Consider the following 17,909-nt stretch of genomic DNA (forward strand, 5'->3'; position numbering starts at 1 on the left):
TCCACGCAGAGATCCGGTTACGCGGTGATCAACCCGCAGTAACAAACAAGCTGTGATAAAAAAAGAGCCGGCAAGTGCCGGCTCTTTTCATACTCGCTGACGCATCAGGGATGCTGGATGATCAGGCTGTGGTTATCCAGCATGGACTGCAGGATGTCGTGGGAGGAGGAACCGCTCAGGTTCCAGCTGTTGAGATCCACATCCTTCAGGGTGATCTGCTGGGTCACCTGGCCATCCCCCGCCGGCGAGACCGACAGGCTCACGTCGCTCAGCCCGCCACTGCCGGTGGCCACGCTGGCGGAGAGGTGATTGAGCAAGCCATCCACGCTGTTGTCGGTCACCCCCTGCAGCAGATCCGCCAGGTCGATCTTGTCCCCCTCTTCCGGGTGGAAGTCGGTGATGGTGTCGATGGCCGGTTGCCCCGTCGTCCCCTCATCACCACTGCCCCACACGAAGAGATCGCTGCCGGCGCCGCCGGTCAGGATATCGTTGCCATGGCCGCCCCTGAGCACGTCATCCCCCAGGCCGCCCAGAATCCGATCGTCGCCGCTGGAGCCAAACAGCCAGTCATTCTGATCCGAGCCCAGCAGATCGTGACCGCTCTGGCTGTGGACCGTGACCGTATCCGGCGTCGAGCTGAGGGTCGAGCCACCCGCGATCGACTCGGCACTCAGGGTCAGGGCGTGATCCCCCATCGGCAGATCCTTGAGATAGATAGGCACGGACTGATCCATCGGCAGCAACCAGTCACCGTTGCTGTCGGCATGACCCACGCTCTGGCCATGCTCGTCCACCACCTGGGCACCGCCCAGATTCTGGATCCGCACCGAGAGCTCGCCCGGCGCCGGGTTGACCACGCTGGCGCTCAGGTTGAGCGGCACCCAGGCCCCCTGCAGGGCGTGGATATCGTGGGTACCCAGGCTAAGGTGCGGAGCGTCCGCCTCGGCGGTCACTGTGATGCCGACCTGGGTGCTGTCGGTCAGCGCCCCACCCGACCCACTGTTGCCCTGATCCGAGGTGGTGATGGTCAGGTTGTCCTGTCCCCAGAAGTCCTTGGCCGGCTCGTAATGCAGGCTGCCGTTGATCAAGCTGTTCAGGTCGGTCAGTGAGCCCACCAGGGTGATCTCGCCGGTGCCCGCCCCCTGCACCGAGACGGCGCCCGCCGCCCCCAGCAGGGTCAGCACGCCGTGCTCGACCCGCAGCACCATGGAGAGCGGTGCACTGCCCGCGTCCACGTCCTTCACGCTGATGCCGGACAGGGACAGCGAACCATCCTCCTTCACCGACATGGCCGCCGGTACCTGGTTGATCGGCGCATCGTTGACCGGTTGCACCTCGATGGGCAGCACGTCGCTGTCGCCGAGGGCGCCACCGCTGCCGGTGTTGCCCAGATCGTCGGTGACCATGGTGAGCGCGTCCTGGCCATTGAAGTCCTGCTCACCCTGATAGGTCACGCCACCCGCCAGCAGGGCGTTGATCTCCGCCTGGGAGCCGCTCAACACCAGGGTGTCGCTGCCGCTACCCGTCACCGTCACCCCGCTACCCGCCGGCAGCTCCAGGATACCGTGCATGACCGACAGGGTCACCTTGATGGGGCTGCCGCCCGCATCCACGTCGTTCACCTGCAGTCCCTGGATGCGGAAAGGCGTGTCCTCCTGCGCTATCTGGGGTTCGGTGGGCAACAGGTTGACCGGGGCGTCGTTGACCGGTTGCACCTCGATGGGCAGCACGTCGCTGTCGCTCAGGGCGCCGCCGCTACCGGTGTTGCCCAGATCGTTGGTGGTCATGGTCAGGGCATCGTCGCCATGGAAGTTGGCGCTGCCCTTATAGTCGATGCCGCCATTGAGCAGGGCATTGATCTGGGCCAGGGTGCCGTTGAGCACCAGGGAACCGCTGCCGTCGCCGCTCACCGCCACCCCGGCGGCATTGAGCACGGTCAGGGTGCCATGATTCACCGAGAGGCGTACCTCTATGTTGCCGCTGCCCGCATCCACGTCCTTGACCTGCAGACCCTGGATGGTGAAGGGCTTGTCCTCCTGCGCCACCTGGGGATCGCTGGGCAGCAGGTTGATGGGCGCATCGTTGACCGCGCTCACCTCCACCTGGATGTGGCCATTGACCTCGGGGCCGAGGGCGCCGTTGTCCAGGCTCTGGGCCGTCACCTTGAGGTCCAGCACCCCGTTGGCATCCTTGGTCACCAGTTCGATGGCGTCCAGCTTGCCGCCATCCGTGGTGATCTGCCAGCGGCCGCCGCCGAGATCCACGACGCTGCCGTCCACCCCGCTGGGCAGACGGATCTCGGCGCCGTCGGGTACCCCTTCCAGGGTGACTCGCACCTGTTCGGGGCCATTCTCATGGACATTGCCGGCACTGCCGCCGGTGGCCTGGGTATCCCGGGTCTCCAGCCCAAGGTTCAGGGTGATCACATCCCCCTCGGTGCCGCTCGCCTTGTCCTGCATGTCGGCGATGATGGCATCCCCCACCGGATTGACGGTGACGGTGAAGTCCCCGCTGGTCTCGAGGGGCACGGTGAGCCCCTTGTCCAGGGTGAAGACGCTCAGGCCGAGATCCAGGCTGCCACTGAAGTTCGCCGGCGGGATCAGGCTCAGCTTGGCGAAGTCGGTGCCGACAGGCACCTGCCATACGCCGCCGCCGTTGTTGACCGCGGGAGCCGACAGGGTGAAGCCATCCGGCACCCCCTTGATCTGCAACGCCACTATCTGCTCGGAGCCGTCGTTGTCGATCAGGCTGGCGCCGAAGCCGGCCAGGCTGACGCGGCCATCTTCGTTGCCGTTCACGTCGTGCACGCTGATATTGGCCGGATCATTGACCGGCTTGACCTCGAAGCCCACCTGGCCGCTCCAGCTGCCTCGATCCTCGCCTGTGGTGGCGGTGTCGAGGATATCGACCTTGATATCGAGGGGCACCTGGCCGCTGAAGTGCTCCCTGGGCACGAACACCAGATCCTTGAGCTCCGCCGGATCCTTCACCACCAGGCTGTTGGTCGGCTGGCCGTTGCCATCGAGGAAATGGCCGTACTTGGCATCGACGGTCAGGGTGACCGACTCCACCGTTTCCAGACCACCGTCGGCCACCGTGGGGCTGATGTCCGCCAGCTTGACCGAGAGATCGAGGTGGATCTCGGTGTCTTCCAGGTTGTCGGGCTGGCCGTCGTGAACCATATCCTTGATCTGCAGTTGCAGCTCGGGCAGGCCATCGGCACCGCCGTTGATGTCGACCTCGGGGGTGATGGAGAGGGAAACCTCCTTCTCCACCACCTTGGTGTCCCCGCTCACCGTGTCGGTGTTGACCAGCCGCACGTTGAAGTCCAGGTCGTTGCCGGCATAGTCCTCTGGCAGGGAGAGGGTCAGCTTGTCGAGGTCGTTCAGTCCACCTGGCAGCTTGATGAGGTACTCGCCGTTGGCGAAGTCAAAGGTCAGCCCCTGCACGCTCACGCCCTGCGGCAGGCCGGTGATGACGATGCTGAGTTCGTCATCGCCGCCGTCTGCCGAGCCCAGGGTCACCATGCTCTTGAGCTGGCTGCCGAAGTTGACGCCGTGATCCTCCACCCCTGTGATGGGGGCGCTGTTGTCGAAATCGATATCGGCGGCCTTCTGATCCGGAGTGGTCACGGGACCGAAATCGGCACTGGCATTGAGATCCTTGCGCACCGAGGCGCTGACGTCGCCGTCATCGCTGAGATCATGCACCAGGGCACTCACCTTGAACTCGACCTTTCCGGTAAAGCCATTGGGAGCATGCAGGGCATAGCTGCCCAGGGCACCATTGGGCACGGTCCAGTTGCCCTTGCCGTCGCTGATCCCCCCCACCACCACGAAACCGGGCGGCAGATCGCTGATGACCAGATAGTCGATGGTCTCGACGCTGCTCGGATCCAGATCCTGGAATTCAAACACCCCGCCCAGCGGGATATCGTGACCATCCGGGCTCTCCAGCGTTCCGCCGGTCTGCACCAGGTTGCCATCCGGCTCGACCACCGCCTGGATATCCACATGCAGCTGGCCGTCGATCACTTTATCGACCACCACGCTGGAATCCACGTCGTGCTGGGTCACGGTCACGTGACTCTGGATATTGGTGTCCTTGTCGCTGTCTTGTGGCGCCTTCACCAACAGCTTTCCGCCGTTAAGCAGGCTCTGCAGATCCGCATCGCTCAGATCGACGGCACCACCGTTCAGGTTGAGCTGATGGGTACCCTTGGCATCAGTTACCCAGATCTCATAGCCGGGTTCGATGCCGGAGAGACTGAGGTGGGTCACCTGCTCGGCGCCGTCGGTCAGATCTGGATGCCAGTCGAGCACGACAAACTGATCCTCCAGACCATGGCTGCTCTTGTCATAGTTGCCGGCATCGATCTCGGGCTCCACCTTGATGGTGAGCGGCACGTCGAAGCCCTTGCTGTCGCCGTCGTTCTCGGTCACCACCACGTGGGCGATGAGGTGGATATCGGCGGTGCTGTTGGCCGGCGGCTGGATCTGCAGGTTGCCCAGATCCGACACATCGACCTGGTAGGTCGGCTTGCCTTGGGCGTCGAGCCCGGCGAAGGTCAGGGTGAGCTCGTTGCCGTTGCCATCGAACACCTTGGCCCCCTCCGGCAAGCCTTCCAGCACCAGGTTGAGGCTCTCGGAGTTATCCAGCGGAGTATCTGTTTTCTCCCCCGATTCGAGCCTGAAGTCGAGCGGCGCCCGGCCATCCTCCTGGATGGTGGTCGTGTAACCATTGCCCTCGGCCGTCCAGCCGGTAGTGCCGAGATCGAAGTGAGGCTGATCCACCACCCCGATGAGATCCACATGCAGGCTCTGGGAGCCGGTCTCCTTCTCGTTGACGACGGTGTGGGTCTGGCCATTGGCACCGGTCAGGGTCGCCGAGTCTTTCACCACCCCCTTGATGGTGAGATCGAAGTCGACGTTGCTGTTCTTTGGCGGCTGCAGTTTGAGCTCGCCGATGCGATCGTAGGGCACCTCGTAGTAACCCTTGGCATCCTGACTCACCACCACGCCGCCGAGCAGCAAGGTGGCGCCGGCGGGCAGGCCTTCGATACGCACGAAGAGTTTCTCGGAGCCATCGCTCAGATCCCCGAGGTGGGCGAGCGAGATCTTGCTGCCCAGATCGAGTTGGCTGTCTTCCTTGCCCTGGATGTCGCGGATGCTGAGCTTGGCGTCATCCGCCTGCGGATTGACGTTGATCACCAGCTCGATGGGATCGCCGAGCGCCTTTTCCTGGCCGCTGACAACCGGCGTCTTTTCGGTACTGACCGGCGTCACCGTGAGCTTGATGTCACCGCTGTAATCCTTGTCGGGCACCACTGTGATCTTGTTGATGTCGCCCGCCTTGACGGTGTAGAGCCCATTGCTGCCGGGTTGGAGCACCTGACCGTTCAGGGTCAGGCTGCCATGACCGGACTCCCAGTGGATCTGGTAACCCAGGGTCTCGGATCCATCGATGTCAGTCAGCTCGGCCTTCACATTGAGCGCTATGCCGTTGCCGTCTTCGTTGATGCTGTAATGCTGATCGGTACTGCCAGAGACCCAGACCGGCTTGTCGGCGATGCCCTGCACCGTGATGGCGAGATCGCCGTTCACGGCGGGCGGCGGCGTCCCTTCGGTCACCCCGACCTGCATCTGCACCTGGAAGTGCAGCGGTTGCTTGTTGTTGCTCCAGCTTGACCAGTCATCCGCCGGCACGAAGCTGAGACCCGAGGTGCTGTAGTTGACCTTGTCCGTGGTCACCATGGCTTCGGGCGGCACGATAAACCACTTGCCATCGGCCGTGGTGGTGAGCGCCATCCCGTTGTAGTAGAAGGTGCCGTGAGCGTTGGCCGGGGCCTGGATCAGCAGCTGATCCACGTGCTCGCCTCGGTCGAAGTCGCCGATATCCAGGTTCATGTGGATGGCAATGCCCTGACTCGGATCCTGCGCTCCCTGATCTTCCTGGCCCGTCGCCCCGTTCACGGTGAAGCGCACCGCCTCATCCTGCAGGTTGAGGGTCAGGGTGCTCTTGGCGGTGTCGCCATCGCCATCGACGATCTGGGCGGTGATGCGCTGGCTGAGGCTGGCATCATCGTGATCAAATCCTGGCCTTGGCGTGAAGCTGTAGTTGCCATCCTGGCCTATGGTCAGCGACCCCATCACCTGCTTGCCATCCGGGCTCATCACCTCCAGGGTCAGGCTGCCGTTGATGTCATGAACCTGACCGTTGACGGTGACCGAGGCCACCCTGGCACCATCCGCCCCCTCATTGGCCGGCGGCAACAGATCGCCGCTCACGACGCTGCCGGCCTCGCTCAGGTTGTGAGCCAGCTCGGTGCCGATGGGCATGTCATCCTGTACCGTCACCTCGACCGTCACATTGGGGCTGCGATCCCCATCAAAGTCGGTCACGAACAACGGCAACTCGATGCCAAGCTCGTCCTTGCCCTGGGCGTCATGATCGAGCTGACCCACCAGATGGAAGCTGTAGCTGCCGTTGACGTCGAGATGGACCCAGAACACCGGCTTGCCACCTTCGGCACTGGCCAGATACCAGCCCGGGCTATGGGCCGCCAGGGTGACCTCCTTGCCCCCCGAGGTGAGGTGGTTGGCCTGATTGAAGGCAGCCACGTCCAGCTCGAGGGTAGCCACCCTGTCCGAGCCGGCGCCGATGGTCACCTTGCCACCGGCAGCCTCCCCATTCTCGGCCGGCGTGGTGCCCGGATGCTGGGAACCGATCGCATCCAGATCCGCTTCTTCGACCCGAACGGATTCGATGGCCGAGATCAGCGGATCGGCCGCATCGGTGATCACCACTGTGGTGTCGCCGTTGATCAGGGTGCCGTCGCTGTCGGTCACCTGCAGCGGCAGGGTCAGCTCAAGGTTGTCGCTCGCGCCGTGATCCAGGTTGGTGTGGACTGTGACCTCGTAGTCTAGGGTCGCCGAGTTGTGGGCTTCGATGCGACCCGGCACGCTCGGCAGGGTCACCGTCAGCACCAGGGTGCCGCTGGCGGTGACTCCCTGGAAGCTGTGACCGTTGCTGCCCGGCACTTCCTGCCAGGTCAGGGTCTGGCCGTTGTGGGTGATGGGCTGGCCGCTGGCATCGACCACCTGACCGCTCAGGGTCAGCCGCACATCCACCACGGGATCCGAGTCGGCGGTGATGGTCAGCTTGCCGGTAGCGTGCTGATCATCGCCGGTCGCACCGCTGGCGGCGCCGTCGAAACGGCCTTCATTGAGGGTCACCCCGGTCAGAGAGATGACGGGCTTGTTCCCCTCGCCGATGCTGACGTTGAGGGTGCCTGTGGTGCTGTCGTTGTTGCCAGCGCCCTTGTCGCTGTCGATGATATTGAGCTTGAACGGCAGCTCTGTGCTGCTGCCGTTGGCCTGGTGCACCCCTTCAAACAGGGTCACCTTGTAATCGAAGTCGTTGCTGGCGGCGCCCTTGAGGTCGCCGCTGATCTCGACCTCCAGCACCTCGATGCGCTGGCCGTTGACCTCGACGTAGCCTTTGAGGATCTGGTTACCTGGGATACTGGGGTCGCCATCGACCAGCTCGTACTTGACCTGCTGCCCCAGCGCGGTCAGCGCCGGTTGCTCCGCGACATCGGCGAACGACACCTCGCTCACCCGATCCGAGCCGGCGTTGACGCTGAAGTGGCCGGTGCCGGTCAGGGCATTGCTGCCATCGAGGTTGCCCTCATCCAGGCTCACCCCGCTGCCCGCCACGAAGCCGGGCGCATTGCCATCCTTGATGACCAGCGGCAAGGTGGTGGACGCGCTGTCCCCGTCCTTGTCGGTCAGGGTCACGTTGAGCGGCAGATCGAGGGACTCGTTGCCCTGATGATCCAGCTCGCCACTCAGGGTCACCTTGGCCGTGACGCTCCAGTTACCGTTGTTATCCACCAGGCTCAGCTCGGCGCGCAGCACCTCGCGGCCGTCGGCGCTGGTGCCCACCAGGGAGCCATCGGCATCCAGGCTGAAGGTGATCGGGCTGCCGTGGCTGCTGAACTTGCCATCCAGGCTCTGCTGGATGGCGCCGAGGTCGAACTTGAGGCTGTCGGGCGCCAGGGTATCGGAGCCGTGGCTCACGGTAAAGCTCATGTTGCCCACCACGGCGCCATCACCCTGATCCGCCTCGGTCAGGCTGGTGCCGGTCACGGCGCTGATCACCGGGTTGGCGCCATCGCCGACAGACACGCTCAGGGAAGAGGAGACCTTGTCACCATCCGAATCGGTGAGGGTGAAGCCTGCCAAAAGCCGACTGTCGGCACTGCCCTGATCCAGCGGCTGGTTGAGGGTGAAGACGTAGTGGCCTTGTTGATCCAGGCTCAGGGTAAAGACGTTCTGGCCGTTGACAGTGCCGCTGATGCTGTTGCCGCTGACGCTGATCTGAACCGGCTGGCCGCCGCTGGTGAGCCCCTGCAGGCCCGGCTGGCTGGCGTCGAAGCTGATATTGGCGAGCGGGTCGGTGCCGGCTGTGATGTTGAGATCGCCGGAGAGGGTCTGGCCCGCGCTCCAGTCGCCGTCTTCCACCAGATTCCGGGAGACGGCATCCACGCCCGGCAGGGCGCCGTCGGTGATGGCGATATTCAGGGTGCCGAGGTTGCTCTGATCACCGTCGAAGTCGGTGCCCTGCACCTGCAGCCCCAGATTGACGCTGTCGGTATTGACCGGTTGATCCAGCACGCCATTAAGCTGCACATGGTACTTGCCATCCAGATCCAGGGTGACGGTCAAGATGGTCTTGCCGCCGGCATCCAGCAGGGTGATCTGGTTACCGTTCACCTGATAAGTGGTCGGGTTGCCGCCGCTGGTCAGATCGTCCAGACCAGGCTGATTGGCCTCAAAGTTCAGAGAGACCAGACGATCGCTGCCGACATGGACCGGCAGCTGACCGTCCAGGCTTTGGCTAGGGCCGCCTTCCTGCAGGCTGATGCCGCTGTCGATGCCGAGGCTGGGATCGGCGGCATCGGTGATCACGGCGATGGTATCGCCGCTGATCAGGGTGCCGTCGCTGTCGGTCACCTGCAGTGGCAAGGTCAGGTTGAGGTTGTCGCTCGCGCCATGATCCAGGTTGGTGTGGACTGTGACCTCGTAGTCGAGGGTCGCCGAGCTGTGGGCTTCGATGCGACCCGGCACGCTCGGCAGGGTCACCGTCAGCACCAGGGTGCCGCTGGCGGTGACTCCCTGGAAGCTGTGACCGTTGCTGCCCGGCACTTCCTGCCAGGTCAGGGTCTCACCGTTGTGGGTGATGGGCTGGCCGCCGGCATCCAGCACCTGACCACTCAGGGTCAGCCGCACGTCCACCACGGGGTCCGAGTCGGCGGTGATGGTCAGGGTGCCGGTGGCGTGCTGATCATCCGCAGTCACGCCGCTGGCGGCGCCGTCGAAACGGCCTTCATTCAAGGTCACCCCGGTCAGGGTGATGACGGGCTTGTTCCCCTCGCCGATGCTGACGTTGAGGGTGCCTGTGGTGCTGTCGTTGTTGCCAGCGCCCTTGTCGCTGTCGACGATATTGAGCTTGAACGGCAGTTCTGTCGTGCTGCTGCCGTTGGCCTGGTGCACCCCTTCAAACAGGGTCACCTTGTAATCGAAATCGTTGCTGGCGGCGCCCTTGAGATCGCCGCTGATCTCGACCTGCAGCACTTCAATGCGCTGGCCGTTAACCTCGACGTAGCCTTTGAGGATCTGGTTACCTGGGATACTGGCGTCGCCATCGACCAGCTCGTACTTGACCTGCTGGCCCAGCGCGGTCAGCGCCGGTTGCTCCGCGGCATCGGCGAACGACACCTCGCTCACCCGATCCGAGCCGGCGTTGACGCTGAAGTGACCGGTGCCGGTCAGGGCATTGCTGCCATCGAGGTTGCCCTCATCCAGGCTCACCCCGCTGCCCGCCACGAAGCCGGGCGCATTGCCATCCTTGATGACCAGCGGCAAGGTGGTGGACGCGCTGTCCCCGTCCCTGTCGGTCAGGGTCACATTGAGCGGCAGATCGAGGGATTCGTTGCCCTGATGATCCAGCTCGCCGCTCAGGGTCACCTTGGCCGTGACGCTCCAGTTGCCGTTGTTGTCCACCAGGCTCAGCTCGGCGCGCAGCACCTCGCGGCCATCGACGCTGGTGCCCACCAGGGAGCCATCGGCATCCAGGCTGAAGGTGATCGGGCTGCCGTGGCTGCTGAACTTGCCATCCAGGCTCTGCTGGATGGCGCCGAGGTCGAACTTGAGGCTGTCGGGCGCCAGGGCATCGGAGCCGTGGCTCACGGTAAAGCTCATGTTGCCCACCACGGCGCCATCGCCCTGATCCGCCTCGGTCAGGCTGGTGCCGGTCACGGCGCTGATCACCGGGTTGGCGCCATCGCCGACAGACACGCTCAGGGAAGAGGAGACCTTGTCACCATCCGAATCGGTGAGGGTGAAGCCCGCCAAAAGCCGACTGTCGGCACTGCCCTGATCCAGCGGCTGGTTGAGGGTGAAGACGTAGTGGCCTTGTTGATCCAGGCTCAGGGTAAAGACGTTCTGGCCGTTGACAGTGCCGCTGATGCTGTTGCCGCTGACGCTGATCTGAACCGGCTGGCCGCCGCTGGTGAGCCCCTGCAGGCCCGGCTGGCTGGCGTCGAAGCTGATATTGGCGAGCGGGTCGGTGCCGGCTGTGATGTTGAGATCGCCGGAGAGGGTCTGGCCCGCGCTCCAGTCGCCGTCTTCCACCAGATTCCGGGAGACGGCATCCACGCCCGGCAGGGCGCCGTCGGTGATGGCGATATTCAGGGTGCCGAGGTTGCTCTGATCACCGTCGAAGTCGGTGCCCTGCACCTGCAGCCCCAGGTTGACGCTGTCGGTATTGACCGGCTGATCCAGCACCCCGTCGAGGGTGAGATGGTATTTGCCATCCAGATCCAGGGTGACGGTCAAGATGGTCTTGCCGCCGGCATCCAGCAGGGTGATCTGATTGCCGTTGACCTGATAAGTGGTCGGTTTGCCGCCGCTGGTCAGATCGTCCAGACCGGGCTGGCTCGCCTCAAAGTTCAGGGAGACCAGGCGATCGCTGCCGACATGGACCGGCAGTTGGCCATCCAGGCTCTGGCTAGGGCCGCCTTCTTGCAGGCTGATGCCGGCGTCGAGGCCGAGGCTGGGGTCTATGCCGTCATCTATGGTCACAACGAGATCGGCGCGGGTCTCGTCGCCGTCAATCTCCTTGGCACAGACGGAGAGCCCCAGAGAGAGCTGGTCGCTGCCCTGATGATCGAGCGGGCCTGTCAGGGAGACGGTGACCTTCCCCTCGATGTCGCTGCCCGACTGGCTGGCGCTCAGCTCGGCCTTCAGCACCTCCACCCGGTTGCCGTTGTCATCCAGGTAATAACCGGTCAGCAGGCGATCGCCGCTGAATTCGAAGCTGAGCGCATGACCGTCGCTACGCAGATCACTGCCATTGAGGCGCGCCAGGGTGCCCGCCTGATCGGCGAAGGCGACGGAGTCCGCCAGCAGGGGATCGGCCTGATGGCCGACCAGGAACTGGCTCTGCCCGACCACGGCCCCCTGATCGGTGAAGGCATCCTCGGTCAGGGTGATGGGCGCCAGCGTGAAGTCGGGCGGGGTGCTGTCCACCAACTTGATATCGAGGTTGGCATTGACCAGGTCCCCGTCGCTGTCGCGATACTCCAGCGAGAACGGCAGGCTCAGGCTGTCCTGGCCGTGATCCAGACTCTGGTTCCAGACGATGCGGTAGCTGCCGTCATTGGCCAGGGTCAGGGTGAATACGGTCGCGCCGCCGGCGGTGGCGGTGAGGGTCTGGCCGCTTAGCTGATAGCTCAGGGCCGAGCCCTGGCTGGTGAGGCCCAGATCCTGGAGCGCGCCTTGATCCGCGGCGAAGCCCACCTGCAGATTGCCATCCATGCCGGCGCCGGTATGCAGGGAGCCGGTGGCGCTGACGGGGCCGTCGGCCAGGTCGGCCTCGGACAGGGTCAGGGTGTCGCTCTGACCGATCAGCGGGGCACCGTCGATCACCCGGTTGCCCGCGAGATCGGTCACCTCGGCCCGCACCTCATAGGGGCCTGAGAGGCTGGAGAGATCCAGCCCGTTCAGCTGCCAGCGACCGTCGCTGCCCACCAGGGCAGCGCCGCTGTAGAGCGTCTGGCCGTTCTGGCCGATCAGGGTGATGGTGACGCTCTGGCCCGCCTCCACCAGGGTGGTGCTGCCACTCAGGGTGACGTTGTCGTGGCCCAGGATGTTCTGGGTGTCGAGATCGTCGATGTCGATACCGGCCCGGGTATCGACGGTCACGGTCAGGAGGTCGCTGGCCCGGTTGCCCGCGATGTCGACCGAGTCGACGCGAAAATCATAGGCACCGTCGGCCATGTCACTGGGGATCTGATATTGCCAGTTGCCGTTGCCATCAACGGTGAGCACGGTCAGAACCTTGCCCCCCAGGCTCAGGGTGACGGTGGCGCCGGGCTCCCCCTTGCCTTGCAGCAGCGGGGTGGTGTCGCGGGTCAGGTCGTCCACCTGGCTGGCGCCGGTGTCGCTCTCGTCGCTCAGGTCGAGGGTGATGGTGGTGATGGTGTCGAGCAGGGTCTGGCCGAGATCGCTGGCCCGGTTGCCTGCCGCATCCTGGGTATCGGCCTGGATGCTGAGGGGGCCGTCCACCAGCTTGCCGGTGACGTCACCGAAATCGGCCTCCCAGACGAAGCCGAGCAGCACCACAGTGGTGGTGGTGAGGCGATTGCCATCCTGATCGATCAGGGTGACGGTGACGGTCTGGCCCACCTCGACGTCTTCGACGGTGCCGCGGATGATGACCCCGGTGGCCTCGTCGGCATTGATGATGTTGTCGAGGGTCTGGGGCTCAGTGATGGTGATCTCGGCGACCTGATCCTGATCTTCCACGTAAGGATCGTCATTGCCCTGAGGCAGGCGCTGGTGGTCGGTATCAAACCCGGCCTCGGCCAGGGTGGCATCGTTGGCTCTGTCCACCACCACGAAGCCGCCGGCACTGGAGCCGACGACACCGCCACCGGTGGCAGCGGCCGCGTTGCCGGCCGCGGTCTCTTCAAACACGGCGGTCGGGTCGGCCCCCTGGCTGATAGCCTCCTGCAGGCTGGCCAGCTCGGGATCCACAGCGGCGGTCTGCGCCCCCGGTACCGGGTCGGGTTGAGCAAGTTCATGAGTCTCGCCGGCGGGATCGGCCAGCTCGAATCGCCCATCGGATTCGGCGAGCAGACGCTCGCCAGGCTGCAACTGCATCCCCAGGGTGGCACGGCGCGTGGAGCCATCGGTATCCATGACAAGCACGGTGCCCTCCAGTTGCGTGATAAGGGTCGGTTTCTCGATTCGCAGCTCAGCCATATATCCTCCAACTCATGAACACGGCGTCCTTCGTCTTGATACGAAGGAAGACGTGGTAAATAGACGGCTATTTTACCGTCTCGAGCCGCAGAGATCCCTTCGACATTTTCGAAAATATCGAAAGAAAACCCCCTCTAACGTCCTATTAAATTCAATAAAACGTTCGCGTCAGCGCAAAATAACCCTGGAGTGATCAATTTAGCCGCTATTGGCACCGAACATGGCTCTCTTGGCACCCATTTATACGACAACTACTGACATCGAGCCCATTCGGAGATGGTTCTTCGTTATTTCAACAGCCTGACTGGAGCCCCTGCCAAGCGGCATGGAAAGTGAATTTAAATTCAAACAGGCCTGACGATTCAGAGAGGCGAACACAGCCTGCACGCCCCTGGCCCCCATCGGCAGCGCCTGCGTCCCTCCTCCACCTGCGCTCCTCTCATGACGGCGCGACGATCGGCACTAAGATCGCAATTCAGCTAAAGAATTAAACCTGGATCTCATTTCTGGCATTTGCCTGCATCGGCAATTGATCTAGCGCAAAGGCGCCGGTGATTAATCATCATCCATATTACCCATTTGGTATCATCCCCCTCGAGCAATCGTATAAAAAGCATTGTTTATGCATCAATAACAATTAATCGACCTGCCATGCCCATCGCCGATGAGCACAGATGTCCACGCAACAAGATGGAACGGTCAGGTCCGGCAATGATATTTATCTGGGAGTGATGACCGTGGGTTCACACAACAAGCTATTCAGGCCGGGCCTCGCCGCCCTGCTACTGACCACCCTGCTGAGCACCGGCAGTTGGGCACAGGCCGATGAGGCCAAGGGCAAGATCGAGGCGCGCAGCGAGCTGTTTGCCAAGGATCACGCCGATCAGTTCAACAGCTGGGAGTCGACCAGCGAGAGCCGGGAGCGCACCGACGCCCTGGCCGAAGATCCCCAGATGGTGGTGCTTTGGGCCGGCTACCCCTTCTCCAAGGATTACAACAAGCCGCGCGGTCACTTCTACGCCCTGACCGACGTGCGGGAGAGCCTGCGCACCGGTGCCCCCAAGACCGCCGAGGATGGCCCCCTGCCCATGGCGTGCTGGAGCTGCAAGGGACCGGACGTCGCCCGCGTCATCGATGAGAAGGGCGAGGATGGCTACTTCAAGGGGATGTGGGCCAAGGGTGGCCCCGAGATCGTCAACACCATCGGCTGCGCCGACTGCCATGACACCGCCTCGAAGGAGTTCAAGGAGGGCAAACCCGCCCTGCACCTCTCCCGTCCCTATGCCGACCGCGCCATGACCGCCATCGACAAGCCGTTCAAGCAGCAGGGTCGCTTCGATCAGCAGTCCCAGGTGTGCGGCCAGTGCCACGTGGAGTACTACTTCAACGGCCCCACCAAGGCGGTGAAATTCCCCTGGGACAAGGGCACCACGGTCGAGCAGATGGAAGAGTACTACGACGAGATCGGTTTCTCCGACTGGGTCCATGCCCTCTCCAAGACCCCCATGCTCAAGGCACAGCACCCCGAATACGAGACCTGGCGCGCCGGGATCCACGGCCAGAACAACGTCGCCTGCGTCGACTGCCACATGCCCAAGGTGCAGAACGAGCAGGGCAAGGTCTACACGGATCACAAGGTGGGTAACCCCTTCGATCGCTTCGAGCAGACCTGCCGCAACTGCCACACCCAGAGCAAGGAGATGCTGCAAGGGGTCGTCAAGCAGCGCAAGGATGCGGTGACCGAGATCAAGCTCAAGGTCGAGAAGCAGCTGGTGCACGCCCACTTCGAGGCCAAAGCGGCCTGGGATGCCGGTGCCACCGAGGCCGAGATGAAGGACATCCTGCAGGACATCCGTCACGCCCAATGGCGCTGGGACTTCTCCATCGCCTCCCACGGGGTGCAGATGCACGCCCCGGAAGTGGCGCTGCGCATGCTGGGCACCGCCCTGGACAAGGCCGCCGATGCCCGCACCAAGCTGGCTCGCCTGCTGGCCGCCAAGGGGATCAGCCACGAGATCGCCATTCCTGACATCTCCAGCAAGGAGAAGGCCCAGGCCGCCCTCGGCATGGACATGAAGCAGATGAATGCCGACAAGGCCCAGTTCCTCAAGACCACAGTCCCTGCCTGGGAAGCCGAGGCCAAGGCGGCCGGACGGCTCGCACAGTAACGAGGCCTGCGGGCCCGCAAGCCGGGCCCGCAGCTGGATGGAGGCTTCCTATGGGTGATTTAACGATGGATTTCTTACGATTGATGCTGATGGCAGCCATGCTGCTCACCAGCCTGCAGGGCCAGGCCGCGGACAGCGCCGCCGCCCCGGCCGCACTGCCCCAGACACATGAAGTGGAGTTCTTGCGCAACCCCGACAAGGCCTGCACCGACTGCCACAAGGAGCAGCAGGAGGGCATGCACGGCAAGCATGGCCAGGCGACCAACCCCAACAACCTGGCGCCTGTGACCTGCACCAACTGTCACGGCAACCCCTCCCCCCAGCACCGGGAAGGAGTCAAGGACGTGATGCGTTTCAGCGACAGCTTCAACGACAAACAGAGCACCGAGACCTATCCCATCGCGGAGCAGAACGGGGTCTGCATGAGCTGCCACGAGCCCAAACCACTGCGCGAGGCGCTCTGGGCCCACGATGTGCACGCCAGCAAGCTCAGCTGCACCAGCTGTCACGCGCTGCACCCGGCCAAAGAGCCCATGGTGGGCATCCCGGAAAAATCCCGCATCAAGCTCTGCGTCGACTGCCACAGCAAGCAACATGAAGCCAAGGCGGCCGGCCTGCAGGTCAATGCGGGCAAGGAGGCACCATGAGCTGCTCTCGCCGTCAGTTTATGGCTGGCATGGGAGCGGGTGCGCTGATCATGATGACGGGCCCTGCTCGCGCCAAGACCGGCACCCTCGCCCACAGCCAGACCATAGACGGGGTGCGTTACGGCATGCTGCACGACGAGACGGCCTGCATCGGCTGCACCGCCTGCATGGATGCCTGCCGGGAGGTGAACCAGGTGCCACAGGGGGTCTCGCGCCTCGAGATCCTCCGCACCGGCCCGGTCGGCGAGTTTCCCGACGCCGACTACCACTTCTTTCGCAAGTCCTGCCAGCACTGCGACAACGCCCCCTGCGTACACGTCTGCCCGACCGGCGCCTCCCACATTCGGGTGGAGGACGGCATCGTCGACGTGAACCCGGATCTGTGCGTCGGCTGCATGTATTGCCTGGCGGCCTGCCCCTATCAGGTGCGCTTCATCAACCCGGTGACCCGGGTCGCCGACAAGTGCGACTTTTGCCGCAAGACCAACCTGGCCCAGGGCAAGGAGCCCGCCTGCGTGGCCTCCTGCCCCACCAGGGCGCTGGTGTTCGGCAATCTGGATGATCCGGACAGCCCGATTGCAAAACGGCTGGTGAAGGAGACCACCTATCGCTACAAGCAGGCGCTCGGCACCTCGCCCAAGATGTACCGCGTGCCCAAAGGGGAGATCAAGTCATGACGATGCAAGCCGCATTTCACTTCCCTTCACTAGTCTGGGACTGGCCAATCGCCATCTACCTGTTCCTGCTCGGCATCTCCGCCGGGGCCACCAGCCTCTCGGTGCTGCTGCGCAGGAAAGGGGCCGGCAGCGAGAGCGGCATCATCAAGGCGACCGCCCTGTTGGCGCCGCTGTGCGTGATGCTGGGGCTGTTGATCCTCATCTTCCACCTGGCCCGCCCCTGGACCTTCTGGAAGCTGATGTTCCACTACCAGTTCGACTCCGTGATGTCGATGGGGGTCATGCTGTTCCAGCTCTACATGGCGGTGCTGTTCGCCTGGCTAGGGGTGGTGTTCAGGGCCGAGATCGAGGCGCTGCGCAGCCGCTTGTTCAAGCAGAAGTTTGCCTTCGTGGACGGTCTGATAGGCCTGCTGGCCCGGGTCGAGCGGTTGCTGGCGCCGCTGCTGTTGCTGCTGGCGGTGCTGCTCGGTGCCTATACCGGCTTCCTGCTGTCGGCGCTGAAGACCTATCCGCTGCTGAACAACCCTGTGTTGCCGGTGCTGTTCTTGGTGTCCGGCATCGGCTCGGGGATAGCCGCCACCATCCTGCTGGCGGTGACCCTGTTCAAGGAGAACCACCACAGTGTGGGGGTGCACTTCGTGCATCGCTTCGAGCGTCCGCTGCTGGCGGTGGAGATACTGCTGCTGATCTGCTTCTTCACCGGCCTCTATTTTGGCGGCGGTCAGAAGGAGGTGGCCATGTGGGCCGCCATCGGTAGCGGTTTCTGGTCCCAGGTGTTCTGGGTCGGGGTGGTCGGCATCGGCATGCTGTTGCCCCAGTTGCTCGGCCTGCTCACCCCGGCCCCATTGCGGGAGAGGCGCGGCCACCTGGTGCTGGTCTGCAGCCTGACCCTGCTCGGCGTCTTGCTGTTGCGTTACTTCGTGCTCTATGCCGGCCAGATGACGGTGGTATAAGGAAAAACCACAAGCGCCAGTCGCCCCGGGCGGCTGGCGCTTGTCCGTTGTTGAAGCCCCGCGGTTTCTGGTCATGCCACAGCCTCTGTCACCTCAGACGGCGGATGCGGCATGACCTGATTGGATTCTGAAT

The 17,909-nt window shown here is 63.7% G+C and carries 5 protein-coding genes; 4 read left to right on the top strand and 1 reads right to left on the bottom strand.

Translation table 11 applies throughout. From position 1 onward, the window contains the following. Nucleotides 1-104: 104 nt before the first annotated feature. Nucleotides 105-13,331, bottom strand: coding sequence for a retention module-containing protein (locus tag KW825_RS09310; protein ID WP_218329021.1), 13,227 nt, complete (start codon nt 13,329-13,331; stop codon nt 105-107). Nucleotides 13,332-14,062: 731 nt separating this feature from the next. Here KW825_RS09310 and nrfA point away from each other — a divergent pair. Genes nrfA through nrfD form a run of 4 tightly spaced genes read left to right on the top strand, consistent with a single transcriptional unit; the run spans nt 14,063 to nt 17,776 of the window. Beyond that, the gene (gene nrfA, locus KW825_RS09315; RefSeq protein WP_218329164.1) at nt 14,063-15,499 is read left to right on the top strand and encodes an ammonia-forming nitrite reductase cytochrome c552 subunit; all 1,437 of its coding nucleotides are present in this window, start codon (nt 14,063-14,065) and stop codon (nt 15,497-15,499) included. 50 nt (nt 15,500-15,549) lie between these two features. Continuing rightward, nucleotides 15,550-16,146, top strand: a complete 597-nt coding sequence (gene nrfB, locus KW825_RS09320; protein WP_218329022.1) for a cytochrome c nitrite reductase pentaheme subunit — start codon at nt 15,550-15,552, stop codon at nt 16,144-16,146. Then, entirely contained in the window at nt 16,143-16,823 is a 681-nt protein-coding gene (locus KW825_RS09325; RefSeq protein WP_218329023.1) for a 4Fe-4S dicluster domain-containing protein, read from the top strand. The genes nrfB and KW825_RS09325 overlap by 4 nt, the downstream gene beginning before the upstream one ends. Beyond that, entirely contained in the window at nt 16,820-17,776 is a 957-nt protein-coding gene (gene nrfD, locus KW825_RS09330) for a cytochrome c nitrite reductase subunit NrfD (protein ID WP_218329024.1), read from the top strand. The genes KW825_RS09325 and nrfD overlap by 4 nt, the downstream gene beginning before the upstream one ends. Nucleotides 17,777-17,909: the final 133 nt, after the last annotated feature.

The organism is Aeromonas sp. sif2433 (genome assembly GCF_019218705.1).
GTDB classification, from domain to species: Bacteria; Pseudomonadota; Gammaproteobacteria; order Enterobacterales; family Aeromonadaceae; genus Aeromonas; species Aeromonas encheleia.